Below are 25,059 nucleotides of genomic sequence, written 5' to 3'. Positions count from 1 at the left end.
CCTATACCACGGAAGTCAGCTGCATCTGCTGCAGCCAGTCCAGGGCCGTGCGCTCATCGGTAAAACGGTCGGCCACAAAGGGCTTGCCGTCGAAGAAGCTGGCGGGCGGGAAAGCGGCATCGGCCTGGGGGTCGCGCAGGTGCACCGGGGGCAGCAGATACGCCAGCGCCGTACGCCCGCCCAGCTGTCCCTGCAGGCGCGGCAGAAAATCCTGCACCATCCAGACGGCTCCTTCCCGGTCGGTGTTGTTGCGGCGGCGGGCATCTATCAGCCACTGGCGGCAGCCGTGCTGGGCCGCGGCCTGCAGCAGCAGCTCGTAGCCCTGCTGCATTTCGGCCAGCGTAATCACCCGCATCCAGCGCGCCACCAGCACCTCCAGATCGGGACGGTGCGAGAGGGCCAGAAAATCGGGGGAGTCAGGGAGCATAAGCAGAGTGAAAACAACGAGCTGCAAAGGTAGATAGAGCGTTTTACATATAGCCTTCTTTCCTGGCCAGCTTCTGGCCGGCTTTGGCTGCCGCACGGCGGCCCCGTATATTTCGCCATGATTCCCCTCATCACCCGCACTTCCCGCCTTACCATTCTGGCTGCCAGCCGTGCCCTGCTTACGGCTGAGCTCCACAAGCCCCAATACTTCCCGGTGCTGCTGGGCGCGGCCCTGCCCGCCGACTGGCCTCCCGGAGAGTACGATGCCGAAGCCAGCCGCTATTTTCTGGCGCAGCTGACAGCGGGCGGCCGGGCGGCGGCCGGCTGGTATGGCTGGTACGCCATTCTGCGGGCCACCGAGCAGCAGCCGGCCACGCTGGTAGGCGCCGGCGGCTTCTGGGGGCCGCCCGATGCCAACGGCACGGCCGAAATCGGCTACTCCATTGCGGCGGACTGGCGCGGGCAGGGTCTGGCCACCGAGCTGGTGGGCGGGCTGGTGCAGCAGGCCTCGCACACGGGCATTGTGCGCCGCCTGATAGCGCACACGCTGCCCGGCAACGAGGTGTCGCAGCGCGTGCTGCTCCGCAACGGCTTTACGCTGACCGACCCCGACACGGAAGGACGCATGCGGTTCGAGCGGGCCGTGGAGCCCTCGGAGGCGCCGCAGGCGCCGGGCCAGATTATGCCTATCAGCTAACCGGCTTGCGGGTAGCCTTGGGCGCGGGCAGCTGCGGGTCGAGGCGGAGCAGGGCGTCGCGCAGGGTGCGGGCCACTACGTATGCCTTGTACCAGTTCTGGTCGGCGGGCACGAGGTGCCAGGGGCAGCTGGCTGGGCTGCAGTGGCGGAACACGTCTTCGTACACGGCGCGGTACTGGGGCCACTGGCGCGCCTTTTCCTCGTCGCCGGCCTCGTATTTCCACTGTTTATCGGGGTCGAGGGTGCGCTCCAGCAGCCGCTCCCGCTGCTCGGCTTCCGAGACGTGGAGGTAAAACTTGAGCACCGTGGTACCGGCCTGCTGCAGCAGCTTCTCGAAGTTGTTGATGGCCACAAACCGGCGTTTGGCTTCCTCGGCCGGTATCAGGCCCTGCACCCGCGTGATGAGCACGTCCTCATAGTGGGAGCGGTTGAACACCTGCAGCATGCCACGGGCCGGCGCCTGCTGGTGCACTCGCCACAGGAAGTCGTGCGCCAGCTCTTCGGCAGTCGGCTCCTTGAAGGAATGCACCTGCACGCCCTGCGGATTGAGGCCGCTGAACACCCGCCGGATCAGGCCGTCTTTGCCGCTGGCATCCATGCCCTGCAAAATCACGAGCACGCTGTGGCGGTTTTCGGCGTAGAGCCGGTACTGCAGCTCAATCAGCTCCTGCCGGATGCGCTTCAGCTCCCGCAGCGTGTGCTCTTTGTGGAACTCGGCAGGCGCCCGGCTGGGCAGCTTGGTAAGGTCGGGGGTGGCGTGTTTGCTCATGGTAGCTTGGTATACGCAGGAGTTGCGGCTTGCTACAGCTTATCCGGGCACTTCCTGCTCTGCCTGATGAGCACCACACGAAACAGGCGGTGAAATGGCATTGCGCGGCTTACAGCCAGTCGCAAGACGCGACAAATCGACCGAAATCACCTCTCAAACCCGCAAAAATCGGCCATTGTGGCCGAACATAGCCCTACGGGCGGGTAGTTCACTGTTGGTACACGGTTTGCAATAGTCTTGTCGAACCTACCAATAGGAACCCAACCATGAATCTGATTAGCCGAGAATTCATTCGTAACCTGGCCCCGCAACTTGATCTGCTCAACACGCTGGGTGGGGGCATGGCGCAGGTTCAGCTGCGCGTGGACAAGCGGGAGCAAGGCGTACTGGTACGCGTAGCGGCCCCGTCGGTGAGCCCCGAAAACATTCATGTGCTGCTCAACAACAACCGCCTGACGGTGCTGGGCGAATACCGCCACCAGCCCGAGGACCAGCTGGCCGCGCCGCTCTTCACGCGCGTGCTCGACCTGCCTGCCAACCTTGACCTGACCCGGATTGATGCCGTGCATGAAGAAGGGGAACTGCGCATCCGGATTCCGTACCAGAACCCGGCCGACCGCCCCCGCGAAATCACCATCAGGCAGCGCTAAGCCGCGCCTGCCTTCTTATATCGCCGGGACCGACCGGCGCCATGTTTCACCAGCCACTGCGCCCGCAGTGGCTTTTTTATTTCCCTCCGGGGCCGGGCGGCCCGGCTGGCGGCCTTAGCTCATCAGCACAAACACCAGCACGAAGCCCATCAGCAACGACAGGTAGAACCAGCCCATCACCAGCCCGCGGTAGCGGCGCGGCAGCTGGTTGCTGAGCACCAGCACGGCCACCACCACCAGCACCAAATGCAGCAGCAGAAACAGCACGGCCTTCACCCAGTTGGGCACGATGGTATTTTCGGGCTGGAACTGGTCGGGCCGGCCCAGCGGCGACGTCACCCAGCGCAGCAGGTAGTAGGCCACCACCTCAAACACCGCAAAGCCCGCCGCCCCCGCCACCTGCGCCCACCCACTCGTTTTCTGCGTTACGTCAGCCATTTTCTTTTTGGGTGAATTTTGGTGGTGAGGTGATGGAGTGATGAGGTGAACTGTGATGAAGTGATTGGGTGCTTGGGTGATAAAGAACGTCATGCAGAGGCGCAGCCGAAGCATCTCGCCAGTGTGGCAATCAGCAACGCCACAACGTCAGCAAGCGAGATGCTTCGCTCCGCTCTGCATGACGTTCTTTATCACCTCATCACCATTCACCTCATCCCCTCATCACTATTTCCCAAGCACTTCGGCGCTGCGGGTGCGGATGTAGAGCTCTTCCACTTTGGCGCGGGCCCAGGGCATGCGGCGCAGAAACGCCAGCGCCGACTTGGCACTGGGGTTCACGGCAAAGCAGTTCATGCGCAGCCGCTCATCGAGGCCGGGCCAGCCGTAGCGGGCCTGTAGGTAGTCGATGATGGAAGCCAGCGTGACGCCGTGCAGCTCACGGATGAGGTGGCCGTTTTCGTCGCGGGCATCTTGGGGGGCAGAGGGCATAAGGATAGGGGCAGGTAAGGTGCGGGACGGCAAGTTCGCAAAAAACCGGCACGCCGGCTTTTGCCCGCATGGGCACTAGTTGCTTAGCTTACGGCGTTACTTTTGCCATGACCCTGCTGATGAAACGCCCTGCCTCCACTCCGCCGCGCCGCCGCCCGAGCCTGCCGCCCTGGCTGCGCTGGGTTGTGGGGCTGGTGCTGCTGGGCACGCTGGGGTTCTACCTCACCCACCGCCGCCAGATCAACCGCCATGCGCGCCTGGCCTGGGCCTCGCTCATCAGCCGCCACCTCACGGGCCACGAAAAAACGCCCCTGCTCGACGGCTACTCCGTGCACGGCATCGACGTATCGGCCTACCAGGGGCGCATCAACTGGGCCGAGGTGGCCAGCCACGACGTGCAGTTTGCCTTCATCAAGGCCACCGAGGGCGTGACCTTGCGCGACCAGCGCTTCCGGCGCAACTGGGAGGCCGCCCGCAAGGCCGGCGTGTACCGCGGCGCCTACCACTACTTCCAGCCCAACTACGACGGCGCCCGGCAGGCCAACCTGTTTACCCGCACCGTGCCCCTGGCCCCCGGCGACCTGCCGCCGGTGCTGGACGTGGAGCACGCCGAGTTTCACGATGTGGCCGCCATGCGCCGCAACGTGGGCGTGTGGCTGCGGCTGGTGGAGCGCCACTACGGCGTGCGGCCCATCCTGTACTCCAACTACAGCTTCTACAAGCGCCACTTGGCGGGCCACTTCGATAAATACCCGCTCTGGCTGGCCCACTACGAGGTGCCGGAGCCGCGGCTGCCGCGTGAGAAGTGGATTATCTGGCAGCATTCCGACGAAGCCTACATTCCCGGCATCCGCGGCACCGTCGATTTCAACGTGTTTCAGGGCAGCTTCCAGACGCTGCTGGCCCTGCGTATTCCTCCCAAGACCGGGCCGGCGCCGCGCTAGACGCCCTACGCCCGGGCCCGCCCTACCTTTGTGCGTATGACCCGACCTGCTTTTTTTCCTTTCGGACTGCGGCCCGGCCCCGGGCCGCGGCTGGCTACCGGGTTGCTGCTGTTCCTGCTGGCTGCCCTAGGCGGCTGCGCCGGTGGCGGCTCCACCTTCACCCAAACCGGCCAGGCATCTTACTACGCCGATAAGTTTGAGGGCCGCAAAACGGCCAGCGGCACGGTGTACCGCGGCGGCCGGCTCACGGCGGCCCACAACACGCTGCCCTTTGGCACGGTGGTGAAGGTCACGAACCCGCGCAGCAAAAAGTCCGTCAAGGTCACCGTCACCGACCGGGGCCCGCACGCCAAAGGCCGCATCATCGATCTGTCCAAGAAGGCCGCCCGTAAAATCGACATCATCGACGCCGGCGTGGCCCCCGTAAAGCTCAAAGTGGTCCGGAAGCGTTAAAACGGCTTCTCCTAGTCCGACGCCGCAGGCGTCCGACCGGGGGCATCATTCCACTATTTCCTCTCTTCCATGCGCATCAAGAAGAAAGTAACCTGGACTCTGCCGCCTGCCACCACCTCCCGTTTCGAGGCGTTGGCGGCCTTCATCAAAGCCGCCGAGGCCCAGCATTGGTCGGAGGCCGAGGTGCAGTTTGTCATCAACGAAGTAGTGGAAGCCACCAACGAAGCCGAGGTGCGCGAAATTCTCCAGGACTACACCCAGCGCTAGCCGCCCCAAACGCCGCCGCGGCGCCCCCGCCGTTGCCGAACCCCACCCAATGCGGGAGATTCGGCAACGGCAGGGGCGCCGCGGCAGGTTTTTGCGCTGCCGGGCAGGCCCCGCTCGTGAGCGGCGTCTGCCCGACAGGGGCCGGCTATTTGCCTTTCTTCTTCATTTTGGTTTTGCCCTTAGCTTTCGGGTCGGCCATGGCAGCTTTCATCAGGCTGTCCTGCTCGGCTTTCATGGCCATGGTGGTGAGGCGGCCGGTCAGCGACATGTAGTCGCCTTCCTTCATTTGGGTGGTGGTGCCATCAGGCATCGTCAGGGTGCCGTCGGGCTTGATTTTGGTGCCGTTGATGAGGGCGGTTTCCTGCAGAACCGGGTTGGTGAGGCCCTGCTGGGTGAGAATCACTTTGCCGTCCTTCATTACCGCTCCGTCGCGGGTGGCGCCGTCTTTCATCACCATGCGGCCACGCGGCTGCACTGGTTTGCGGGGCGGGAGTTTGGTTTGTGCCTGGGCCACGAAGCTGCCCGTAGCCAGCAGCAGGGCGAGAGAAAGAATCCGTTTCATAGCGGAGAACATGAAGAGAAAAAGGGGGTGGGAATGTAACAGTTTGGTAATCTACAAAAGAAGGGCCATTTCCGTTTCAGCAACCCCCGTCTGCTTCCTGACGTTTGTAAAACCGGAGCGGCAGCCGCGCCGGACAGGCCTGAACGCCTGAATTTCCGGGTCGCACCGCTCCAACTCCGTCGTTCTCACCTGCCACGCTTTTCCGTCATTCTGTCCTGTGGACTACAAAGACTACTATAAGATTCTGGGCGTAGAGAAAACCGCTACCACCGACCAGATCAAGAAAGCCTACCGCAAGCTGGCCCGCCAGCATCACCCCGATGTGAACCCCAACAACGCGGACGCGGAGCAGAAATTCAAGGAGGTGAACGAAGCCAACGAGGTTCTCTCCGATCCGGAAAAGCGGCAGAAATACGACCAGCTCGGCAGCGACTGGCAGCGCTACCAGCAGGCCGGCGCCGGCGGCGGCAGTGCCCGGGGCGGCAGCTTCGACTGGAGCCAGTACCAGCAGCAGGGCGGCTTCGGCGGCAACGACTTCGGCGACGGCGCCGACTTCTCGGACTTCTTCGGCTCCATCTTCGGCAATATGGGTGGCGGCGGCGGGCGCAGCACACGCGCCGCGGCCGGCCAGGACTACCAGGCCGAGCTGGAGCTGAGCCTGCAGGACGCCTACGAAGGCGGGCCGCGCACGCTCACTGTCAACGGCAAAAGCCTGCGCCTCACCATTCAGCCCGGCGTTGAGGATGGGCAGGTGATCCGGCTGCGCGACCAGGGCGGCCCCGGCCGCAACGGTGGGCCGGCCGGCTCGCTCTACATCACGCTGCGCGTGCAGCCCGATACCCGCTTCGCCCGCACCGGCAACGACCTCACCCAGGAAGTGCAGGTGCCGCTATATCGCGCTCTGCTGGGCGGTGAGCAGATAGTGGACACCCTCTCGGGCCCGCTCAAAATCAACATCAAACCCGAAACCCAGAACGGCACCCGCCTGCGCCTGCGCGGCAAGGGCTTCCCGGTGCACAAGCAGGCCGGCCAGCACGGCGACCTGTACCTGCGCCTCACGGTGCAGCTGCCCCAGCAGCTTTCTGAGCAGGAAAAAGACTTGCTGCAGCAGCTGGCCGCACTGCGCCCGTAGCGGCTTCGCTCACGTTATCGTTTTACCAGCCAACCACATAGCCTTCCTCACACATGGAAACGCACCGCATCACCATCACGTACCACGACTGCGCCAGCCAGTACGCGCTGACCGAAACGGATCTGCGCGACTTTGTGGAGCTGGGTCTGCTGGCGGCCGGCCCCCGGCCCGGCACCATCCACGACGAGCCCGAGCATGTAGCGCGCCTCTCGCGCCTGCAGCACGAGCTGGAGCTGAGCCACGCGGGCATTGAGGTGGTGCTGGCCATGCGCCAGCGGCTCCTGAGCTTGCAGGCCGAGCTGGTGCGGCAGCAGGCTCGCGCCCGGCAGCTGGAATTTCTGCTGCGCAGCTCCGGCCCCCAACTCGAAGCCGACGACTGGCTCTAGGGTATGTGGAACGACGACGACGACGACCACGACGACGAGGGTCTCGACCAGGGCTTGCGGGAGCTGCACGCGGCCCCGCTGCGCCAGAAAGCCCGCGAAATAGGCCTGCTAACGCAGGCGCTGGTGCAGAGCCTAGCTCCCGCCACCACTCCGCACCCCGATGATGCGGCCCTGCTGCCGCCCGAAGACCAGTCCGAAGAACCCGAGCTGCGCCCCGAAGACGTGCGCGGCATTGGGGAGCTGATGCTCAGCAACGGCTTTCAGCTGGCCGCCAAGCTGGCTGCCGCCCGCGCCACCACCGACTACGGCCGGAGCATGGAACTGGCCGTGCTGATAAAAGTGGCGGCCGAAAGCCTGCTCACCCAGACTTCGCTGTGCCGGGAACTGCGCCTCACCCACCCCGACTATATCCAGACGCTACGCCGCGAGCTAGACGAGTTTCGCCTCCTATTCCGCGACTGGGTCGCCACCTTCGACCCCACCGACCACTACGACGACGGCTGGGGTCTTTTTAGGGAGTAGGGAGTAGGGATTAGGGATTAGGGATTAGGGATTAGGGATTAGGGATTAGGGATTAGGGATTAGGGATTAGGGATTAGGGATTAGGGATTAGGATATATGAAAAAGGCCCCGCCGGGTTACGGCGGGGCCTCTTTTCTTTCTGTTTATTTGCGCCTAATCACCAAGCCTTAATCCCTAATCCTTAATCCCTAAAGCGCTTCTACGCCCAGCGCCAGCATGGTGCCGGCCAGGGTGGCGGCCAGCTTGGGCATGTTGAGTTTGTGCTCGGGGCTGGTTTCGAAGAGGATAGTGGTGGAAACGTGCAGGAAGTTGCCGGCCACGAAGCCCAGCAGCGCCGCGTAAAGGCCACCGGTCAGGAGCTGATCGAGCACCACGTAGTTGCTGACGATGATACCGATTGGGGCCGCCAGTGCAAACAACACCAGCAGCGGCAGCGCCTTCCGGAAGCTGCCCAGCCGCAGCCGCAACGCCGCCATCAGAGCGAAGGCGGCCGGAATGTGGTGGAGCGCCACGCCCGTTAGGATGGCGTAGAAATTGTCGCTGACGGCGCCGGCGGCGGGGGCTTTCACCAGGATGCTGCCCTCCAGAAACGAGTGAATCACCAGCGAAAACAGCAGCAGGAACGGCACGTGCCCCACGTGCTCGGAATGGTGATGCACGTGCCCGTGCTCCACGCCCTGCGAGAAGACCTCCAGAATCAGCTGCCCGAAAAAGCCCGCCAGCACGAAGTAGCCGATGCGGTGCATGTTGCCGGGCACCAGCAGCAGCGCTTCGGGCAGCAGGTGCGTGATGGTGAGCGTAAACAGATACGCGCCGCTAAAGGCCAGCAGCGGCTTCATCCAGACGGTGCTGGCGGTTGGCACCAGCCGGGTAGACCAGCCGGCCCCCAGCACGGTAAGAAACAACAGCAAAACAGCAAACCACATAAACCGGTGATGAAGTGATGAAGTGAACGGTGATGAGGTAAGTGGTGATGAGGTAACTGGTGACAGGCTGCGTAGCTTCCGCATGGTACCTGTTCCCTTTCCCCTCATCACATCTTACCTCATCCCCTCGTCACTTTTTAAGAATGAAAATCATGCGCGGGCTGCTGGCCTCGTCGTAGGGGCGCAGCTGGTAGTCGCCGAGCACGTCTACCAGCCGCAGCCCGGCCAGCAGGAAATACTCCTCAAACCGTTCCCGGCTCAGAGCCCGCACCCGCTCCTCGAAATGCAGTTCCTGGCTGTCGGCGGTCCGGAAGTCGATTTCCTTCACGATGAAGTCCCGGTCGAGGTGACGGCGCAGCTGGAACGTAATGCCGTTCACCGTCTTTTGTTCGTGCGCTACCAGCTCGCGCACCGTGCGCTCGGTGTTCAGGAAGTCGATGACCAGCTTGCCGCCCGGCCGCAGGGCCGCCGTGGCGTTGCGCAGCGCCAGCACGTTTTCGCTCTCGTGCTGAAAGTAGCCGAAGCTGGTGAACAGGTTGAAAATGAAATCAAAGGGCCCAAACGGCAGCGGCTCCCGCATGTCGTGCACCGCAAAGTGCAGGTGCTGGTGGGCGTGGCGCTGCGCCGCCGCAATGCTCTCCGCCGACAGGTCGATGCCGGTTACGTCGTATCCCCGCTCGCTCAGGTAGATGGAATGCCGGCCCTTGCCGCAGGCAAAGTCCAGCAGGCGCGCCTGCGGCTTGGGGTGCAGGCGCGTCAGCAGCGTATCCAGGAAGGCCTGAGCTTCGGCCTGGTTCCGGTCGTGGTAGAGCAGGTGGTAGTAAGGCGAGTCGAACCAGGTACTAAACCATTCCGGCTCCGCCGGGGCGGGTAAAGGCGTCATATCAGAAAACCACAGGTTGCTTGCGGGAGGCAAGGCGCAATGTTCGGGGCCCGGAGCAGCCGCGGCGGCTATCATGCAACAATGTTACAAAATATCCGCAACAACAGCAGTTCCACGTCCGGCGGACCGGCCCATAGGCTGGTTTCACCGAACGTGGAACTGCACTTCGCGGTAGCTTCTAGCCGGCAGGCTTGCTGGCTTCGGCGGGCTCCAGCGCCATTTCGCACACCGGGCACTTGCCGGGCTTGTCGCTGGCGCTGCCTTCGCACTTCATGGGGCAGATGTAGGCCGCGGCCGCCGCTGGGGCAACCAGGCTGTCGGCCGGGGCGGCAACGCTGGCTGCCGGAGTGGCAGCGCCGGCTTCCGTGGCAGGCTTGCTGTCGCAGCCGGTTAGGCTACCCAGCAGCAGGGCGGCAGCCGCCACTACTTTCAGAGACACGATACGCACGGGCTATTCGGGCTTTTCGGCTTTGGCAGCGGGGTCGGCTGTGGTTGCTTTTTCGGCCGCGGTTTCGTCGCTCTTGTTGAGCAGCGTTTCCTTGGCGTTGGCCGAGGTGGCACCATCAGCCGTCGGCTTGGCGCGGCGGTCCAGGTTCACGTTGGAGCTGGGCGGCGTGGCTACACCAGCTTCGTGCTGCGTGCCTTCTGCACCGTGCTCTACGCCTTTGGCACCGTGCATGGCACCGGCGCCTTCGTGGTGCGCGGCAGCACCCTCGTGGTGGGCACCGCCCGCCGTGGCCTGGTCAAAGTTGTCGGAAGAGCGGGTACCGGGCTCCACCATATCCACCGATACTTTCTTGTCGGGGCGCCAGTCGGAAGGCTCGCTGCTGCACGCAGACAGGGACAGAGCGGCTACAGCCAGCGCGGAAAGCAGAAGTTGCTTGGTCATGAGAAGAAAAAGAGAGTTGAAATAACAGGTAAAAAGCGCGGCAGGCTACTTGGCCTCGGGCGCGGCAGCCGGCAGCAGGTTCTTGCGGCGCAGCATCGACTCGAACAGTTTCTGGTCGGTGGCCGTGTTGAAGATTTTAAACGGAACGTGCAGGAACATGGGCGTTTCGAAGGTGCGGGCCACCCAGGCGCGCCAGCCGGTAATCTCGGCCGGCACATCCTGGTTGCGGAACCAGAGCAGGTAGCCTTCGCCTTCCCGCTCTACGCGCCCGATCATGTCCCAGTTGACGCCCATGCCTTTGCCTTCTTTCTCGTTCTGCATCAGCCCGATCTGGCGCTGGTCTATCACGTAGCTCATGCGCTCGAAAAGGGGCTTGGTCTGCTCTACCTGCGTCACGGCCGTAATCTGCGAGGAGCGCAGCAGCACATAGAGCAGGGCCAGCACCAAGCCGCTGGCCAGCCACCACCACGACGGCCAGATGGCGGCGGGCAGTACGCCCACCACAAACGGAATCAGGACAAACCACCATTCCTTGCGCCACACGTAGCCCATGGCCACGCGGGTGTAGAGGTTGGAGTCGAGCTGGTGCTTTTTCGTACGGATAGCCAGGGGCGAGCCAGCCGGCTGCTGCTGGCGGTAGCTGGCGCCGCGTTGGTTGGGGAGTTGCATGGAGGGTAAATTGCTAAATGGCTGAATGGTTAAATGGCTGGCTGTTCAATCAACTGCTGAAACGGTTAACCATGTAACCATTCAGCCATCCAACCATTTAAAACGCTTTCAGGCTGAGGTCGAGGCTTTTGGTGGAGTGCGTGAGGGCACCCACGGAAATGTAGTCGACGCCGGTGGCCCCGACGGCGGCAATGGTGTGCTCGGTGATGCCGCCGCTGGCTTCGGTTTCTACGCGGCCGGCAATCAGCTCCACGGCTTCGCGCAGCTGGGCCGGCGGCATATTGTCGAGCATGATCCGGTCGATGCCGCCGGCGTCGAGGGCCTGCTGCACTTCGGTCAGGTTGCGGGTTTCCACCTCAATGGGCAGCTGGCGGCCGGTGCGGGCCAGGTAGGCCTTGGTGGCCGCAATGGCTTCCGTAATACCGCCGGCGTAGTCCACGTGGTTGTCCTTGAGAATAATCATGTCGAACAGGCCGTAGCGGTGGTTGACGCCGCCCCCGATGAGCACCGCCCACTTCTCGCAGAGGCGGAAGTTGGGCGTGGTTTTGCGCGTATCGAGCAGGCGGGCCTTGGTGCCGGCCAGCAGGTGGCGCAGGTGGGTGGTGTGGGTGGCAATGCCGCTCATGCGCTGCATGCAGTTGAGCACCAGCCGCTCCGCCGTCAGGATGCTCTGGGCGCGGCCCTCTACCGTCAGTACCACGTCGCCGTGCTTGATGGAGTCGCCGTCGGCGAGCAGGGTTTCCACCTGCAGGTCGGCGTCCACGGCCCGGAATATGTGGCGGGCCAGCTCTACGCCGGCCAGTATGCCCTCATCTTTCACCAGCAGCCGCGCCCGGTTGCGGGCGTCGGCCGGAATGGCCGCCAGCGAAGAATGGTCACCGTCGCCGACGTCTTCGCGGAGCGCCGTACGAATGAACTCTGAAATTGCTTCCGGGGTGAGGTAGGGGGTGTTTTGCACGGGGCAAAAATAGTGAAAACGGCGCACCTATGAGTAACTGAGTACGGGAGTAGCTGAGTAGATGAGGGCTGGGCACGTGGAGGCGCGGCGCGGCGCGCCCGCAACTTTGGTGGAAGCTTCCATTGCAGGCCGCCAGCGCCTATTACGCAACAGGCCCCCAGCGCACGGATGCACTGGGGGCCTGAAAGAAAAACAGCGGCGGCGAGCAGGAACAGCTTACTCAGCTACTCCATTGCTCCACTACTCTTTCGTGAAATCCATGTTGTCGATGCGCAGGGCACCGTTCACGTTTTTCATCTTGATGAACACCCGATAAGGGCCCGATTTGCCGTTGTACTTGCCAATGGCGTAGGGAATGCCACCCTGGCTGGCGCCCTGGTGCACGATATCGAAGGTGGCGGGGGCGGTTTTGGCGAAGAAGTCTTTCAGGACGAACTCGGCCTGGGTGGCGCTGTAGCTCTGCCGGTCGCCATCGAAGCTGATGTTGACCGTGGCGCCGAAATACTGCGACAACTCGCGCGAGGAAGCACTGCGCAACGCATTGCGCACGGCCCCGAAGGTTTCGGCCTGCGCCAGCACCGCTCCCGAGCTCAGGAGCAGCCATACGAACAGGAAGGCGTGGAAGAAGGTGCGTTTCATGGGGTTTGTAGAGAATTCGTCATGCAATACGCTAAAATGATGCCAAGCCTCCGCTACGCGCCAACCTCCTGACGGGTTGTAGCTGCACCTGCTGAGCAAGATAAGAAAATGCGGCCGGTACGGCGCGCGGCGCGTATCTTTGCAGGCATGAACAAACAGGTATTGTTGGTAATTCTGGACGGCTGGGGTCTGGCGCAGAATAAGGAGGTTTCGGCCATCGACAAGGCCCAGACGCCCTTTGTGGATTCGTTGTTCGAGCGGTTTCCGCACAGCAAGCTGCAGGCTTCGGGCGAGGCCGTGGGTTTGCCGGACGGCCAGATGGGCAACTCCGAAGTAGGTCACATGAACATCGGGGCCGGCCGCGTGGTGTACCAGGATCTGGTGCGCATCAACAAAGCCATCCGGGAGCGGAAGCTGGGCCTCGTGCCAGCTTTGGCCAAGGCCTTCGAGTATGCCCGCCTCAACAGCAAGCCTGTGCACCTGATGGGGCTGCTCTCCGATGGCGGCGTGCATTCGCACCTCGACCACCTCAAAGCCCTGTGCACCCTGGCCCACGATGCCGACGTGCACAACGTGTTCATCCACGCCTTCACCGACGGCCGCGACACCGACCCCAAGGGTGGCGTGAGCTACGTCAATGACCTGGAGCAGCACCTGCAGCGCGGCGCCAGCGGCAAGATTGCCTCCATCGTGGGCCGCTACTACGCCATGGACCGCGACAACCGCTGGGAACGGGTGCGCGTGGCCTACGACCTGCTGGTGAACGGCAAGGGCACGGCCTCACAGAACCTGATCCAGAGCATGCTCGACTCCTATAAGGAGGGCGTGACCGACGAGTTCCTGAAGCCGATTGTGAAAACCGGCGCCGACGGCCTGCCGCTGGCCACCATTCAGGAAGGCGACGTGGTGATCTGCTTCAACTTCCGCACCGACCGGGGCCGCGAAATAACGCAGGCCCTGACGCAGCAGGACTTCCACGCCTTTGAGATGCACCGGCTGAACCTGCACTACCTCACCATGACCAACTACGACGCCACGTTTGTGGGCGTCACGCCGATTTTCGAGAAGGACAACCTTGAAAACACGTTGGGTGAGGTGCTGGCCGCAAACCACAAAACGCAGATCCGGATTGCCGAAACCGAGAAGTATCCGCACGTGACGTTCTTCTTCTCCGGGGGGCGCGAGGTGGAGTTTGCCGGCGAAAACCGCATCATGCGCAACTCGCCCAAGGTAGCCACCTACGACCTGCAGCCCGAGATGAGCGCCTACGAGCTGCGCGACGCGCTGGTGCCCGAGCTGCAGGCCAAATCGGCCGACTTCATCGTGCTCAACTTCGCCAACACCGACATGGTAGGCCACACCGGCGTGTTTGAGGCCGCTGTGAAAGCCGCCGAAGCCGTGGACGCCTGCACCCGCGACGTGGTGGAAGCGGCCCTGGCCGCCGGCTACGCCTGCATCGTCATTGCCGACCACGGCAACGCCGAGTTCATGATGAACCCCGACGGCTCGCCCAACACGGCCCACACCACCAACCTGGTGCCCTGCATCCTGGCCGATACCGACTACCACGGTGCCCTCGCCGATGGCAAGCTCGGCGACATTGCGCCCACGGTGCTGGCCCTTATGGGCGTGCCACAGCCCGCCGCCATGACCGGCCAGAGCCTGCTCACGCCCAACGCTCCGGCCCGTGCCTAAGCGGCTGGGGGCACTGGCGCTGCTGAGCCTGCTGGCGGCCTGCGGCACAACCGACGACGAGGTGACCATGCGCACCAACCCGGCCAACCGCAAGCCCGGCTACTTCGACGTGAAAGGGTATCTGGATACGCAGGTAGCCCGCCTCAACCAACTGCAGCCCGCCGTGGAGAAGCAGGTGCAGCTGCGCAACGGCCGCCAGGAAACTACCCGCGTCACGAAAACCGACTGGGCCAAGGAGCTGCAGATCTTCTACCAGGCCGACATCAACAAGCCGGCTTTGCGGGGGCTGTATGCGGCCGACGTAGCGCCCAAGCTGCAGAACGGTGTCGTGCGCGAAACGTATGCCCTGCAGCCCGGCAACGACGCCCCGGTAAAGCGCCTGACCGTGGAAGCAGCGCAGGAAAGCGGCGCCACCCAGCAACTCACGGCTACCGTCCAGCAGGACAACCCACTGTTTTACAGCGAAAAGAAACTACTCTTAGCCGTACGCAACGGCCAGCTGACGGAGTACGAAGTGCGCGGCGTGCAGAAGCTGGTCTTCTTCGACACCGTGCGCTACTCCGTCCGGACGCGGGTGGTGCAGTAGACGTGCCACCCCAACAAAGCAAGGAGCCTGAGCGAAGCCAACCAACGGTTTCGCTCAGGCTCCTTGCTGTATTAGGCTAATTGGTTTCAGTCGAAGTAGGGCTGCACGCGGGCTATGCTGAGCTGGCCAGCCGAAAAGGTAGCCGACACATTATTAGCCCGCTCGGTGTCGCGGAGGCGCAACTGCAGGCAGGGCCCGCCGTTTTGTCGCGCCGATTCGTTGAGCGTGGCCCGCAGGCGGCGGCCGTAGTCGGGCCGGAAGTTGGTGATGACTGCCTGCCGGAGCAGATCCTTGTCCGGAGTCCGGTAGAACTCAAACTCGTTGCCCTGGTGCTGCAGCGTCAGGATAGTATCCATCTGGCCGGCTTCGTGCAGGTTGGCGAAGGGCTTCCGTGACTTCATAGTAGCGCCTGCACTCAGCAGCTCCTGCACGGTAGGCTCGGGCCCGAAAGGCTGTCCGGCCAAACTGTCGTTGGTGAGGGTGCACACGGCTTTGGGGGCCACGGCGGGTTGCGTACGGGTGCGCGGCGTCTGGCGCCGCACAGGCTTCGGCTCCGGGCGAGCAGCAGCTTGGCCGTTGTCATCGGAACCACAGCCAAACAGGCCCAGCGCAGCGTATAGCAGCGCGGCAGAAAAGCCTTTGGAAGTGGACAGCAACATAGCGGACAACATGGCGCAGACAGAGGAACGATTTGACTGTCATACGCAAAAGCGCTGCCGGCGGCTTGCTTACGCCCGATAATTCTCCGCAATCCGGCCTAATATCCTACTCACTTCCCATCAGGGTAGCCACCACCCAGCGCCGGCCGCCCTGGTTGCGGTGCTCGCCCAGATAGATGCCCTGCCAGGTGCCCAGCGCCAGCTCGCCGTTGCTGATGGGCACACTCACGGCGTGGCCCAGCATAGCCGCTTTCAGGTGCGCCGGCATGTCGTCGGGGCCTTCCAGGGTGTGGCGGAAGTAGGGCGCATTTTCGGGTACGGCGTGGTTGAAGTAGGCTTCGAAATCAGCCCGCACGGTAGGGTCGGCGTTTTCGTTGATGCTCAGGCTGGCCGAGGTGTGCTGAATGAAGAAGTGCGCCGTGCCCACCCGCAGCTGCTCCAGCTCGGGCAGCTCCGCCACCAGCAGATCGGTAATCAGATGAAAGCCCCGGCGCACGGCCGGCAGCCGCAGCCGCTTCTGGAAGTAAATCATAGCGCTACGGATTCACCCGCTCGTAGGCACCCAGGTCGGGCGCGGAAGTGTTGCGGGCCTTGTTTACCAGGTCGCGCGGCACCAGCGCATCGAAGCGGGCCCTGTTGCTGGCCGGCGACAGGGTATCGAGGCGGTAGTCATACTTATCGGCGGCGTTTTCGGGCGAGCGTTTGAACTTCGGGTTGACGTTGAGCAGGTTGTTGAGGGCGGGGTTGCCTAGGCCCGGCTTGTCGGCCGCATCGGCGGCGGCGGCATACGCGCGGGTGCGCAGCAGGCTGTTGCGGATGCTGAGGCTGCTGCGGTACCGGTCGCTGTTTTCAAAAAACAGCTCTTCCGCAATCGAGCCCCAGACGATGGAGTTGTTGATGCTGACCCCAATGGTGATGGGGCTCACCAGCGGCCGCTTGTCGTCGGGCGGGGTGTTGGTGAACGACAGGGAGGCCGTTTCGCGCCGGCTGAACAGCGGCGTATAGTTGGCGACGGTGCAGTAGTTGAGGTTGTAGATGCCGCCGCCCACGCCCGCAACAGCGTACTCGCCGCAGTTGGTAAACAGGCAGTTGGTCAGGTCGAAGTCGCCGGAGAAGCTTAGCACCCCGCCCCCATCAAAGCTTTGGCCGCCGCTGGCAAACGTGAGGCCCGCGCCGGAGATATTGCGGATGCTGGTGTTGCGCACCGTCACTTTGGGGTGGGGCCGGTTGCGGGGGTTGAACACCAGCAAGCCAAACGAGGCGTTCTTGATGTCCACGAAGTTCACCACGTTGTTGCGGCTGCTGCTGGCATCAAACTGGATGCCAGCCCACTGGCCCGGCACGTCGTTGTAGGCCGCCTCCAGCCGGTCGCCCTGGAAGCGCACGATGGTGTTGCGGTCGTCGTCTTTGAGCTCAGCAGTAGGGTTGGCGTTTTCGTTGATGAGCAGCGTGCCGCGCACCACCAGGGCCGCGCCGCCGTGTGAGTAGATGCGGGTGCCGGGCTGAATGCGCAGCGTGCAAAGCGAATCGACGAGGGCCGCGCCGTAGATGACGTGGGGCTTGTCGTTGCGCCACACGGCGTCGCAGGGCAGGCGCTCCAGCACGTGGAAGTAGGCGTTCTGCCCGTAGGCCACCAGCTTCACGTCCTGCTCATTGCCGTTGGTCGTGAACAGCAATTGTTCAGTAAGCAAAAACGGCTTCAGGGACGAGGTGGCGCCGAGGCGGGCCTTCACCAGCACCAGCAAACTGTCTTTGCCCCGGATTTCGAGGCCGGCGGCGGCTTGGCGCTCGTCGCCGTTGATGATGAGCGAGTAGGTACCGGGGTTGCTGTCGGCCAACCGGATCTGGTCGATTTTCACGGCCCGGCTGTTGCGGTTGTACACCCACAGCCGCTTGCTCACGGTGCCCACCTGCGTGAATACCGTGTCAAAGAGCACGGTATCGGCCGAAAACTCCAGCTTGGCGCTGTTATCAGTCGTGAGCAGGTCTTCCTTCGGCTCGCAGCCCGGCAGCAAGGCCAGCAGCGCACAGCAGATCAGAAGCAGGGGCAGGAGAAAGCGCATAGAAAGAAAATAAAACAGAACGTCATGCAGAGGCGGAGCCGAGGCATCTCGCGTGCTGATGTTGCTATAGCAAGTACCACACTAGCGAGATGCTTCGGCTCCGCCTCTGCATGACGTTCTCACTCGCCAATAGGGCTAACGAGCGGATTTCGCTCTTATTACGACACGCCTTCCTTCAGGCGCTCGGCGCTTTCGGCCAGGCGCAGCTGCTCTACGAAGTCGTCGATGTTGCCGTCCATCACGCTGGCCAGGTTGTACACCGTGAACCCGATGCGGTGGTCGGTTACGCGGCCCTGGGGATAGTTGTAGGTGCGGATTTTGTCGGACCGGTCGCCGCCGCCAATCATGTTTTTGCGGGCAGCGCCTTCGGCTTCGTTTTTCTTGGCCAGCTCGATTTCGTAGAGGCGCGAGCGAAGTACCTGCAGGGCCTTATCGAAGTTCTTAAGCTGCGACTTCTGGTCCTGGCACTGGGCCACCAGGCCGGTGGGCAAGTGGGTGAGGCGCACGGCCGAGTAGGTGGTGTTTACCGACTGCCCGCCGGGCCCGCTGGACATGAACAGGTCTTTGCGCACGTCGTTCATGTCAATCTGCACATCCAGTTCCTCGGCTTCCGGCATCACCACGATGGAGGCCACCGAGGTGTGGATGCGGCCCTGGGTTTCGGTGGCCGGCACGCGCTGCACGCGGTGCACGCCGCTTTCAAACTTGAGCTTGCCGTACACGTCCTCGCCCTTCACGGCCAGGATAATTTCCTTATAGCCGCCCGAAGTACCTTCGGTGGCGTCGATGAGGTCCATCTTGAGGCCGTTCTTTTCGGCGTAGCGCATGTACATACGCTGCAGGTCGCCGGCAAAGATGGCCGCTTCGTCGCCGCCGGCCCCGGCCCGGATTTCCATGATGACGTCCTTGCTGTCGTTGGGGTCGCGCGGGAGCAGCAGGTCCTTGATGACGCCTTCGAGGCGCTCCTGCTCGGGGTAGAGCGTTTCCAGCTCGTCCTTCGCCATCTGGCGGAAGTCCTCGTCCTTTTCAGTCGAGATGACCTCCTTGGCGCCGTCGATGTTGGCCAGCACGTTCTGGTAGGCCTTGTATTCGGTCACGATCTTGCCCAGGTCCTTGTATTCTTTGTTCAAGGACTTAAAGCGTTTCATGTCGCTCATGGCGTCGGGCTGGGTTAGCAGCTCGCTCACGTCGTTGAAGCGCTGTTGGATGGCCTCCAGTTTATCTAGCATCTTGCCTTCGGGGAATTGTATTTGCAGCTGCAAAGGTACTGAAAACAAACACGTGTAGGTTGGCGCCCGGTTCCGGATTGGCCGGGCCGGGGCCGGCTGCCGGCGGCAGTGCCTGGCAGCGGCGCAAAAAAAAGCCAGAGCCCCTGCGTGCATCCTGAAAAGTTTTTCTACTTTGAGCCCGTTCTCCTGCTTGCTATGCTTCCACTCGTTGCGCTAAGCTTACTTCTGCATACCCCGGCTGCCGGCGCTCCGCTGACAACCACCGGTACGGCTACCACAACCCGCTGACGCGGGCTGCCGAACCTCCTTTTCCCTTTCCCCAGAGTTTTCGCAGCCCGTCGCCGGCCGCTTCCCACCCCGGAAGCTCCGGCCCGACGGGCTTCTTCATGTAGTGCCTTTTCGCTCCTGATTCCTTCCTGCCCACCCTGCGTTTCCCGTCTTCTCTTCCTAGTCTAATCTCTACGCTCATGCAGGTCCTCAAATTCGGTGGTACGTCGGTGGCTACGGCCGCCAATCTTCAGCGCGTGGCGCGGCTGGCCGAGGCCGCCGCCCGGCAGCAGCCCACTATCGTCGTGGTGTCGGCGCTGGGTGGCACTACGGATCTGCTGATTGAGGCCGGCCGCGCCGCCGCCGCCGGCCACCAAGACTACCGCGCCCACCTACGCCAGCTGGAGCTGCGCCACCTGGAAGCGGTGCGCGGCCTGCTGCCGGTGCCCGAGCAAAGCGAAGTGCTGAGCTTTGTGAAAAGCTCCTGCAACGAGCTGGAAAACCTCTGCGACGGCATCTTCGCGCTGGGCGAGCTATCCGACCGCACCCTCGACCGGCTGATGAGCTACGGCGAGCTGCTGGCCTCGGGGCTGCTGGCGGCGGCGCTGCGCAGCCACGGCACGCCGCACCTCTGGCACGACAGCCGCCAGCTGATCCGCACCAACTCGCAGCACGGCTTTGCGGCCGTGGACGTGGCCTTCACCAACCTGCAGATCCGGGAGTTTGTGGTGGCGCAGCCGGCGGCGCTCTACGTGGTGCCCGGCTTCATTGGCAGCGACGCGCACGGGGCCACCACCACCCTGGGCCGCGGCGGCTCCGACTACACGGCGGCCCTGTTTGCGGGTGCGCTGGCCGCCGAGCGCCTGGAAATCTGGACCGATGTGAGCGGCATGATGACGGCCGACCCGCGGCTGGTGTCGGCGGCGCGGCCCATTCCGCGCATCTCCTACCAGGAAGCCATGGAACTGTCGCACTTTGGGGCCAAGGTGCTGTATCCGCCTACTATTCAGCCGGTCATGAGCCAGGGCATCCCGCTCTGGATCAAAAACACCTTCGCCCCCGACGATGCCGGCACGCTGGTGGAAGTGCGCCCACCCGCCAACCACGAGGTGGTGCGGGGCCTGAGCAGCATCAGCGGGCTGGCTTTGCTGAGCCTGGAGGGCAGCGGCATGGTAGGCATTCCCGGCTTTTCGCGGCGGCTGTTCGGGGTGCTGGCCCAGGAGCGGATCAACGTGATTCTCATCACCCAAAGCTCTTCGGAGCACTCCATCTGCGTGGCCGTGCGCGCCGCCGACGCACCCCACGCCCAGGTAGCCGTGGACGAGGAGTTCGGGCCCGAAATAGCGGCCGGCCGCGTGGACCCGCTACGCCTGGAAACCGACCTGGCCATTGTGGCGCTGGTGGGCGAGCAGATGCGCAACCACTCGGGCATCAGCGGGCGCATGTTTGGGGCGCTCGGCAACAACGGCGTGAATATCCGGGCCATTGCGCAGGGCTCGTCGGAGCGCAACATCTCCGTCGTGATTAGGGCCCACGACGTGCGCAAGGCCATCAACGTGCTGCACGAGGACTTCTTCGAGGAGTCGGTGAAGCAGGTGAACGTGTTTGTGGCGGGCGTGGGCAACGTGGGCGGCAAGCTGCTGGAGCAGCTGGCCCGGCAGCAGCCCTGGCTGCGCGAGAAGCTGCGCCTGAACCTGCGCGTGGTGGGGCTGGCCAACAGCCGCCGCTTCGTGCTCGACGACAATGGCCTCGACCTGGCGCACTGGCCCGAAGCCCTGGAGCAGGGCCAGCCGCTGCGTTTGCCCGAGCTGGTGCGCGAGCTGCAGGCCCGCAACCTGCGCAACACCGTGTTCGTGGACGTGACGGCCAACGCCGACGTGGCCAACATCTACGGGCAGCTGCTGGAAAAGAGCATTGCCGTGGTGGCCTGCAACAAGGTAGCTGCATCGGCGGAGTACGCCAGCTACGCCCGGCTGAAGGCGCTGGCCCGGGAGTTCAGCGCGGGCTTTCTGTTTGAAACCAACGTGGGCGCGGGCCTGCCCGTCATCGGGACGCTCAATGATTTGCTGCGCAGCGGCGACGAGGTGCGGCGAATGGAAGCCGTGCTGTCGGGCACGCTCAACTTCGTGTTCAACCACTATGACGGCAGCCGGCCCTTTGCCGAGGTGGTGCGCCAGGCCCAAACCGAAGGCTACACCGAGCCCGACCCGCGCCTCGACCTCAACGGCTCCGACGTGGCCCGCAAGATCCTGATTCTGGCCCGCGAAGCCGGCCAGGAAATGGAAATGGCCGACATCCGCAACGAGTCGTTTCTGCCCGAATCCTGCCTGGCCGGCGACGTAGAGGCATTCTACGAGCAGCTGGCCGTGCACGAGCCGCACTTCCGGGCGCTGTATGACGCCGCGGCGGCCGAGGGCAAGCGCCTCAAGTTTGTGGCCCGCTACGCCGACGGGCAGGCTGGCGTGGGCCTGCAGGCCGTGGCGCCCGGCCACGACTTCTACGACCTGCAGGGCAAAGACAACGCCGTGCTGTTCTTCACCAACCGCTACCCCCGCCAGCCGCTGGTAGTGAAAGGCGCTGGCGCCGGCGCCGACGTGACGGCCTCCGGCGTGTTTGCCGACATCGTGCGCGCCGCTCGGGTGTAGAAACTTAGCTGCAAGCCGTAAGCCACAAGCTACAAGCCTTCTTCCTGGGGGCAGCGTAGCTCCTGACTTGCCGCTTGTAGCTTGCAGCTTATAGCTCTCTTACTCATGACTGATTCCGTTACCGTTTACTCGCCGGCTACCGTGGCCAATGTGGTGTGCGGGTTTGATGTGCTGGGCTTTGCGCTGGCCGCCCCCTTCGACACCATGCACCTGCGCCGCACGCCGGAGCCGGGCGTGGTCATTATCAACGAAGACGACTACGATCTGCCCACCGAACCCGCCCGCAACGTGGCCGGGGCGGCACTGCTGGCGCTGCTCCGGGCCACCAACGAGCCGCTGGGCTTCGAGATGCGCATCAAGAAAGGCATCAAGCCGGGCAGCGGCATCGGAAGCAGCGCGGCCAGCGCGGCGGGGGCGGTGGTGGCCGCCAACCGCCTGCTCAACGACCGGTTCAGCCCGGCAGAGCTGGTGCAGTTTGCCATGTTCGGGGAGGAAGTGGCCAGCGGCGCCCGCCACGCCGACAACATCGCGCCGGCCATCTACGGCGGCTTCACCCTCATCCGCTCCGCCAACCCGCTCGACATCGTGCAACTGCAGGCGCCGCCCCTGCACGTGTCGGTAGTGCACCCGCAGATAGAAGTGCGCACCGCCGACGCCCGCCGGATTCTGCGCCAGCAGGTGCCGCTGAAAGACGCCATCCGGCAGTGGGGCAACGTGGCCGGGCTGGTGGCGGGCCTGCTGCAATCCGACTACGCCCTGATTGGCCGCTCGCTGGAAGACGTCATCGTGGAGCCCGTGCGCAGCATTCTGATTCCGGGCTTTGCGGCCGTGAAGGCAGCCAGCCTGGCGGCCGAGGCGCTGGGCGGCGGCATTTCCGGCTCCGGCCCCTCGGTGTTCATGCTCAGCCGCGACGAAGCCACCGCCCGGGCCGTAGCCCAAGCCATGCGCGGCGTATATGAGCCGCTGGGGGTCGATTTTCACATTCACGTTACCACCCTCAGCCCGGTGGGCGTGCGGTTTGCCGTTTGATATCCGTTGTTCACCATGCGCTACTACAGCCTCAAGCACCAGTCACCCACCGTTGATTTCCGGGAGGCCACCATTGCCGGCCAAGCCCCCGACGGCGGCCTGTACTTCCCGGAGCAGATTCCGCGTTTCACCCCCGAGTTCCTGGCCCGGCTGCCCGACCTGGCCCGCGCCGAAGTCGCTTACGAGGTAATCCGGCCCTACGTGGGCACCTGTATTCAGGAAGACGAGCTGCGCCGCATCTGCGCCGAAACCGTGGACTTCGAGTTTCCGCTGGTGCCGCTGACGGACCGGATTTCGGCGCTGGAGCTGTTTCACGGGCCCACGCTGGCGTTCAAGGACGTGGGTGCGCGGTTTATGAGCCGCTGCCTGGGCTACTTCTCGCGGCGGCAGGCGGCGCCCATCACGGTGCTGGTGGCCACCTCCGGCGACACCGGCGGGGCCGTGGCCGACGGGTTTCTGGGCGTGCCGGGCGTGGAAGTGGTGATTCTGTATCCGTCGAGCAAGGTGAGCCCGCTGCAGGAAAAGCAGCTCACCGCGCTCGGCCAGAACATCACGGCCCTGGAGGTGCACGGCAACTTCGACGACTGCCAGCAGCTGGTGAAGCAGGCGTTTCTGGATGCCACCGTGACGCAGCATCGGCAGCTGACTTCGGCCAACTCCATCAACGTGGCGCGCTGGCTGCCGCAGCAGTTTTACTACCTGTTTGCGCTGCAGCAGTGGCGCCATGCCGCGCCGCCGGTGGTGGCCGTGCCCAGCGGCAACTTCGGCAACCTGTGCGCCGGGCTGCTGGCGCACGCCTCGGGGCTGCCCATCGGCCACTTCATAGCCGCCTGCAACGCCAACGACGCCGTGGCCGACTACCTGCGCACCGGCAGCTTTGCGGCCCGGCCGGCCGTGGCCACGCTTTCCAACGCCATGGACGTGGGCAACCCCAGCAACTTCGGGCGCATTCTGGAGCTGTTCGGGCAGCAGCACGCCGCTCTGAGCAAGCTGGTCAGCGGCGCCACCATCACCGACGCCGACACCCAGGCGACCATCCGGCGCACCTACCAGCACACCGGCTACCTGCCCGACCCACACGGCGCCGTGGCGCTGCTGGCGCTGGAAAACCACCTGGCCGAACACCCCGACGCCCGCGGCTTCTTCCTGGAAACGGCCCACCCCATCAAGTTCCCGGAAGTGGTGGAGCCGGTGATTGGCGCGGCCGTGCCGGTGCCGGATTCCGTGGCTGGGCTGCTGTCGAAGCCCAAGCAAAGCATTCTGCTGGAGCCGCGCTATGAGGCGCTGCAGGAGTTTTTGCTGCGCTGAAGCCCCCGGGAATGCTGCGCACCGCTTATCCTGGAAACGAACAGCGCCGTGGCCTGTTTATCTTGCCGACTCCACCTTCTCATTTTCATGATGTGCCATTTCCTTCGTGCCGCCGGGGCTGCTTTGCTGCTGCTGGCCGCCGCCTGCCGTCCCGACCAGATTGAGCACCTGCGTGAAAGCAAGCGCATCGGGGCCGAGGCCGAAAACTGGGTGGTGAAGCGCATCATGCCCGAAGACCTGCTCCGCGCCACCCGCTGGGCCGGCGACTCGCTCACCCGCCACGCCGACCGGGAGCTGCTGCGCGTGCTGCGCGAAAAGCTCGCCGAGGGCGGCGTGGCTGCCGCCCTGCCCTACTGCCGCCCCGAATCCTTTCCCGGCGTCGACTCGGTGACCAAAACCCTGCAGGCCAGCGCCCGGCGCCTGAGCAGCAAGCCCCGCAACCCCGCCGCCCTCACGGCCCTCACCACCTCCGACCTGCAGCCCGATACCGCCCGCCAGGTGGCCCGCTCCAACGCCGAGACTTTCTTCTACCAGCGCCCCATCATCGCCAACGATGCCCTGTGTCTGCGCTGCCACGGCACAGTAGGCCAGGACCTCAGCGCCGCCGACTACGCCCTCATCCGCAAGCAGTTTCCGCAGGACCAGGCCACTGGCTACGCGCTGGGCGAGCCCATGGGCGTGTGGCGCCTCACGCTCCAGCGCCCCGGCGTAGCCGAGTTCTGGACCATGAAAACCCGCAAGATTCCCAAGCGCCGCAAGCTGTTTTAGGCTGGGCCCGGGCACGTTGCGGGAAAAGGTGGGCGTGAGTTGATAAAGCAGCATAAAAATTGCGGGCAGCTGCTCCACGCAGGCGGCGGCTCCAACCAGCACTTTGCCGGC

At 64.0% G+C, this 25,059-nt stretch carries 30 protein-coding genes; 14 read left to right on the top strand and 16 right to left on the bottom strand.

Annotated features, from left to right (window positions below; translation table 11 throughout):
• Position 1 precedes the first annotated feature (1 nt).
• Positions 2 to 427: a hypothetical protein gene (locus N008_RS08720; protein WP_044015337.1), complete on the bottom strand. Its 426-nt coding sequence runs from the start codon at positions 425 to 427 to the stop codon at positions 2 to 4.
• Positions 428 to 544: 117 nt separating this feature from the next.
• Here N008_RS08720 and N008_RS08715 point away from each other — a divergent pair, with 117 nt between their 5' ends.
• A complete protein-coding gene (locus tag N008_RS08715) occupies positions 545 to 1,123 on the top strand; it encodes a GNAT family N-acetyltransferase (protein ID WP_052381347.1) in 579 nt (192 codons plus the stop codon).
• Here N008_RS08715 and N008_RS08710 read toward each other — a convergent pair.
• Complete coding sequence (locus N008_RS08710; protein ID WP_044015335.1) at positions 1,116 to 1,892, bottom strand: PPK2 family polyphosphate kinase; 777 nt, start codon at positions 1,890 to 1,892, stop codon at positions 1,116 to 1,118. The two genes, N008_RS08715 and N008_RS08710, sit on opposite strands and share 8 nt — an antisense overlap.
• Positions 1,893 to 2,158: 266 nt before the next feature.
• Here N008_RS08710 and N008_RS08705 point away from each other — a divergent pair, with 266 nt between their 5' ends.
• Positions 2,159 to 2,542, top strand: coding sequence for an Hsp20/alpha crystallin family protein (locus N008_RS08705; protein WP_044015333.1), 384 nt, complete (start codon positions 2,159 to 2,161; stop codon positions 2,540 to 2,542).
• A 114-nt stretch (positions 2,543 to 2,656) separates the two neighbouring features.
• Here N008_RS08705 and N008_RS08700 read toward each other — a convergent pair whose 3' ends face one another.
• Positions 2,657 to 2,980, bottom strand: coding sequence for a hypothetical protein (locus N008_RS08700; RefSeq protein ID WP_044015331.1), 324 nt, complete (start codon positions 2,978 to 2,980; stop codon positions 2,657 to 2,659).
• Positions 2,981 to 3,205: 225 nt separating this feature from the next.
• On the bottom strand, positions 3,206 to 3,469 hold the full coding sequence (locus N008_RS08695) for a VF530 family protein (RefSeq protein WP_044015330.1): 264 nt from the start codon (positions 3,467 to 3,469) through the stop codon (positions 3,206 to 3,208).
• Between the two features lie 119 nt (positions 3,470 to 3,588).
• Between N008_RS08695 and N008_RS08690 the strand changes: the two genes are divergently transcribed.
• The 3 genes from N008_RS08690 to N008_RS08680 all read left to right on the top strand — a co-directional run bounded on the left by N008_RS08690 (position 3,589) and on the right by N008_RS08680 (position 5,133).
• A complete protein-coding gene (locus N008_RS08690; RefSeq protein WP_197062972.1) occupies positions 3,589 to 4,413 on the top strand; it encodes a glycoside hydrolase family 25 protein in 825 nt (274 codons plus the stop codon).
• Between the two features lie 36 nt (positions 4,414 to 4,449).
• Positions 4,450 to 4,866: a septal ring lytic transglycosylase RlpA family protein gene (locus N008_RS08685; protein ID WP_044015328.1), complete on the top strand. Its 417-nt coding sequence runs from the start codon at positions 4,450 to 4,452 to the stop codon at positions 4,864 to 4,866.
• Positions 4,867 to 4,935: 69 nt separating this feature from the next.
• Positions 4,936 to 5,133, top strand: coding sequence for a hypothetical protein (locus N008_RS08680; protein ID WP_044015326.1), 198 nt, complete (start codon positions 4,936 to 4,938; stop codon positions 5,131 to 5,133).
• A gap of 145 nt (positions 5,134 to 5,278) precedes the next feature.
• Here N008_RS08680 and N008_RS08675 read toward each other — a convergent pair whose 3' ends face one another.
• Complete coding sequence (locus N008_RS08675) at positions 5,279 to 5,695, bottom strand: DUF6799 domain-containing protein (RefSeq protein WP_052381344.1); 417 nt, start codon at positions 5,693 to 5,695, stop codon at positions 5,279 to 5,281.
• A 217-nt stretch (positions 5,696 to 5,912) separates the two neighbouring features.
• On the opposite strand from N008_RS08675, the gene N008_RS08670 reads away from it, so the two are divergent.
• The 3 genes from N008_RS08670 to N008_RS21500 are packed head-to-tail and all read left to right on the top strand — an operon-like array spanning position 5,913 to position 7,735.
• The gene (locus tag N008_RS08670; RefSeq protein ID WP_044015324.1) at positions 5,913 to 6,827 is read left to right on the top strand and encodes a DnaJ C-terminal domain-containing protein; all 915 of its coding nucleotides are present in this window, start codon (positions 5,913 to 5,915) and stop codon (positions 6,825 to 6,827) included.
• 53 nt (positions 6,828 to 6,880) lie between these two features.
• Positions 6,881 to 7,213, top strand: coding sequence for a hypothetical protein (locus N008_RS08665; RefSeq protein WP_044015322.1), 333 nt, complete (start codon positions 6,881 to 6,883; stop codon positions 7,211 to 7,213).
• Positions 7,214 to 7,216: 3 nt separating this feature from the next.
• The gene (locus N008_RS21500; protein WP_052381343.1) at positions 7,217 to 7,735 is read left to right on the top strand and encodes a hypothetical protein; all 519 of its coding nucleotides are present in this window, start codon (positions 7,217 to 7,219) and stop codon (positions 7,733 to 7,735) included.
• Positions 7,736 to 7,923: 188 nt separating this feature from the next.
• Here N008_RS21500 and N008_RS08655 read toward each other — a convergent pair whose 3' ends face one another.
• The 7 genes from N008_RS08655 to N008_RS08625 form a co-directional block, all read right to left on the bottom strand.
• A complete protein-coding gene (locus tag N008_RS08655; RefSeq protein WP_044015319.1) occupies positions 7,924 to 8,661 on the bottom strand; it encodes a ZIP family metal transporter in 738 nt (245 codons plus the stop codon).
• Positions 8,662 to 8,791: 130 nt separating this feature from the next.
• On the bottom strand, positions 8,792 to 9,544 hold the full coding sequence (locus tag N008_RS08650; RefSeq protein WP_044015317.1) for a class I SAM-dependent methyltransferase: 753 nt from the start codon (positions 9,542 to 9,544) through the stop codon (positions 8,792 to 8,794).
• A 178-nt stretch (positions 9,545 to 9,722) separates the two neighbouring features.
• Entirely contained in the window at positions 9,723 to 9,983 is a 261-nt protein-coding gene (locus N008_RS08645; protein ID WP_156109121.1) for a heavy metal-binding domain-containing protein, read from the bottom strand.
• Positions 9,984 to 9,995: 12 nt separating this feature from the next.
• A complete protein-coding gene (locus N008_RS08640) occupies positions 9,996 to 10,433 on the bottom strand; it encodes a hypothetical protein (protein ID WP_044015313.1) in 438 nt (145 codons plus the stop codon).
• A 45-nt stretch (positions 10,434 to 10,478) separates the two neighbouring features.
• Positions 10,479 to 11,102 carry a hypothetical protein gene (locus tag N008_RS08635; RefSeq protein ID WP_044015311.1) on the bottom strand — a complete coding sequence of 208 codons (624 nt, stop codon included), beginning with the start codon at positions 11,100 to 11,102 and terminating at the stop codon, positions 10,479 to 10,481.
• Positions 11,103 to 11,199: 97 nt separating this feature from the next.
• A complete protein-coding gene (gene nadC / locus N008_RS08630) occupies positions 11,200 to 12,060 on the bottom strand; it encodes a carboxylating nicotinate-nucleotide diphosphorylase (RefSeq protein ID WP_044015308.1) in 861 nt (286 codons plus the stop codon).
• A 240-nt stretch (positions 12,061 to 12,300) separates the two neighbouring features.
• Positions 12,301 to 12,699 (bottom strand): DUF4783 domain-containing protein, encoded by a 399-nt coding sequence (locus tag N008_RS08625; RefSeq protein ID WP_044015306.1) that lies wholly within the window; start codon positions 12,697 to 12,699, stop codon positions 12,301 to 12,303.
• Between the two features lie 147 nt (positions 12,700 to 12,846).
• Between N008_RS08625 and gpmI the strand changes: the two genes are divergently transcribed.
• Both gpmI and N008_RS21495 read left to right on the top strand, forming a co-directional pair.
• Positions 12,847 to 14,394 carry a 2,3-bisphosphoglycerate-independent phosphoglycerate mutase gene (gene gpmI / locus N008_RS08620; RefSeq protein WP_044015303.1) on the top strand — a complete coding sequence of 516 codons (1,548 nt, stop codon included), beginning with the start codon at positions 12,847 to 12,849 and terminating at the stop codon, positions 14,392 to 14,394.
• The gene (locus tag N008_RS21495; protein WP_052381342.1) at positions 14,387 to 14,980 is read left to right on the top strand and encodes a hypothetical protein; all 594 of its coding nucleotides are present in this window, start codon (positions 14,387 to 14,389) and stop codon (positions 14,978 to 14,980) included. The genes gpmI and N008_RS21495 overlap by 8 nt, the downstream gene beginning before the upstream one ends.
• An 86-nt stretch (positions 14,981 to 15,066) precedes the next feature.
• On the opposite strand, the gene N008_RS08610 is transcribed toward N008_RS21495, so the two are convergent.
• The 4 genes from N008_RS08610 to prfA all read right to left on the bottom strand — a co-directional run bounded on the left by N008_RS08610 (position 15,067) and on the right by prfA (position 18,931).
• Positions 15,067 to 15,639 carry a hypothetical protein gene (locus tag N008_RS08610; protein ID WP_044015301.1) on the bottom strand — a complete coding sequence of 191 codons (573 nt, stop codon included), beginning with the start codon at positions 15,637 to 15,639 and terminating at the stop codon, positions 15,067 to 15,069.
• 106 nt (positions 15,640 to 15,745) lie between these two features.
• Entirely contained in the window at positions 15,746 to 16,171 is a 426-nt protein-coding gene (locus N008_RS08605; RefSeq protein WP_197062971.1) for a secondary thiamine-phosphate synthase enzyme YjbQ, read from the bottom strand.
• Positions 16,172 to 16,175: 4 nt separating this feature from the next.
• On the bottom strand, positions 16,176 to 17,702 hold the full coding sequence (locus N008_RS08600; RefSeq protein ID WP_044015299.1) for a hypothetical protein: 1,527 nt from the start codon (positions 17,700 to 17,702) through the stop codon (positions 16,176 to 16,178).
• Between the two features lie 158 nt (positions 17,703 to 17,860).
• The gene (gene prfA / locus N008_RS08595; protein WP_044018490.1) at positions 17,861 to 18,931 is read right to left on the bottom strand and encodes a peptide chain release factor 1; all 1,071 of its coding nucleotides are present in this window, start codon (positions 18,929 to 18,931) and stop codon (positions 17,861 to 17,863) included.
• Positions 18,932 to 19,398: 467 nt separating this feature from the next.
• Between prfA and thrA the strand changes: the two genes are divergently transcribed.
• The 4 genes from thrA (at position 19,399) to N008_RS08575 (ending at position 24,948) form a co-directional block, all read left to right on the top strand.
• Entirely contained in the window at positions 19,399 to 21,843 is a 2,445-nt protein-coding gene (gene thrA, locus N008_RS08590) for a bifunctional aspartate kinase/homoserine dehydrogenase I (RefSeq protein WP_044015297.1), read from the top strand.
• Between the two features lie 105 nt (positions 21,844 to 21,948).
• On the top strand, positions 21,949 to 22,872 hold the full coding sequence (locus tag N008_RS08585; protein ID WP_044015293.1) for a homoserine kinase: 924 nt from the start codon (positions 21,949 to 21,951) through the stop codon (positions 22,870 to 22,872).
• Between the two features lie 15 nt (positions 22,873 to 22,887).
• On the top strand, positions 22,888 to 24,180 hold the full coding sequence (thrC, locus tag N008_RS08580; protein ID WP_044018489.1) for a threonine synthase: 1,293 nt from the start codon (positions 22,888 to 22,890) through the stop codon (positions 24,178 to 24,180).
• Positions 24,181 to 24,267: 87 nt separating this feature from the next.
• Positions 24,268 to 24,948, top strand: coding sequence for a DUF3365 domain-containing protein (locus N008_RS08575; protein ID WP_081910682.1), 681 nt, complete (start codon positions 24,268 to 24,270; stop codon positions 24,946 to 24,948).
• Positions 24,949 to 25,059 lie beyond the last annotated feature (111 nt).

Source organism: Hymenobacter sp. APR13 (assembly GCF_000737515.1).
GTDB lineage: Bacteria > Bacteroidota > Bacteroidia > Cytophagales > Hymenobacteraceae > Hymenobacter.
Note: the sequence above shows the minus strand (reverse complement) of the source record. Positions and strands in the feature narration are given on the sequence as shown.